1 protein-coding gene is annotated in these 1,478 nt (G+C 34.9%); it reads left to right on the forward strand.

Annotated elements, in window-relative coordinates:
* A partial coding sequence (gene pepD, locus AC1DJR_RS29560; RefSeq protein ID WP_477004211.1) for a beta-Ala-His dipeptidase occupies positions 1–1,246 on the forward strand: 1,246 nt, incomplete at its 5' end.
* Between the last annotated feature and the right edge of the window lie 232 nt (positions 1,247–1,478).

Raw genomic sequence — 1,478 nt, forward strand, 5'->3', positions numbered from 1 at the left:
GGGGCACTCTGATATGGTGTGTGAAAAAAACCAAGCGACAGTTCATGATTTTGAGAAAGATCCAATTGAATTAAGAATTATTGGAGATATGTTATATGCAAACGAAACTACTTTAGGTGCTGATAATGGTATTGCCGTTGCATATGCATTAGCATTATTGGATTCAACAGACATCCCGCATCCAGCTTTAGAAGTTGTTATTACAACTGAAGAAGAAACGACAATGGGCGGTGCATTCGCTGTTGATTCAAATCATTTTGACGGAAAAATATTTATTAATATTGATTCTGAAGAAGATCATAAATTACTAGTGAGTAGCGCAGGTGGTGCGAAAGCAGTTGAAACGATTTCAGTGATTTGGGATGAAGCGTCAGTAGATATGGACACATACCGACTATATGTTGGGGGACTTAAAGGTGGACATTCTGGTTTGGAAATTGATAAACAACGCGGTAATGCGAATAAAGTATTAGGACGAGTTTTACGTGATTTATCACTTCACATTCAGTTTAATATGAGTGAAGTTCATGGCGGCTTAAAAACAAATGCAATTCCGCGTGAAAGTGTAGCTACAATTTTATTACGTGCAGAAGATGTACAGCAAGTAGAAGAAAAACTAAAATCATGGACACGTATGTTACAAGAAGAGCTACGTGCTGTTGATCCGGATGTTCATGTTTCACTTACAAAAGTAGAAGAAAAGGCGGAAAAAGTCTTTTCTAAAGAAACACAAAAACAGCTTATTTCTTCATTATTCTTAATTCCAAATGGTATACAAAGTATGAGCATGGATATTAAAGGTCTTGTAGAAAGCTCAACTAATTTAGGAGTTATTCAAACACTGCAAGATGAGATTAAATTACGAAGCGAAGTGAGAAGTTCTGTAAGTAGTTTAAAACAACATATTGTAGATGAAATTAAGTATATTGCGGAATTAGTAGGGGCAACATTTGAAAAAGAGTCTGAATATCCAGAGTGGCCATATAATCCTAATTCGCCTATCCGTAATTTATTCGAAAAAGTGCACCAAGAAAAATACAGCAAAGATGCTGAAATCTTCGCAGTRCATGCAGGAATTGAGTGCAGTGTATTTGTTCAAAAAATGCCTGAGTTAGATGCTATTTCATTCGGTCCAGATATCTTTAATGTTCACACTCCAGATGAACATATTAGTATTTCTTCTGTTGTGAATAACTGGGGATTTTTCGTTGATGTAATGCAGGGAACGAAAGAATTAGCTAAGTAATAAAAGACGGAATAAAAAGCAGCCTAAATTTATAGGTTGCTTTTTTGTATAGAATTTTATGTGAAGCAAAATAATGGCCAAGAAATTTACCTATTGTTGATTTAAAATAAAGTTTGATAAAAAGATCTATTTTGCAGAGTATCTCTTTCTTCAACAATCGGGCCATTTAATTGAATAAGACTACACAAAAAGTCGCTTTCCCTTACCTAAGGAAAGCGACTTTTTAGATTGG

Source organism: Bacillus sp. 05T31, assembly GCF_056396725.1.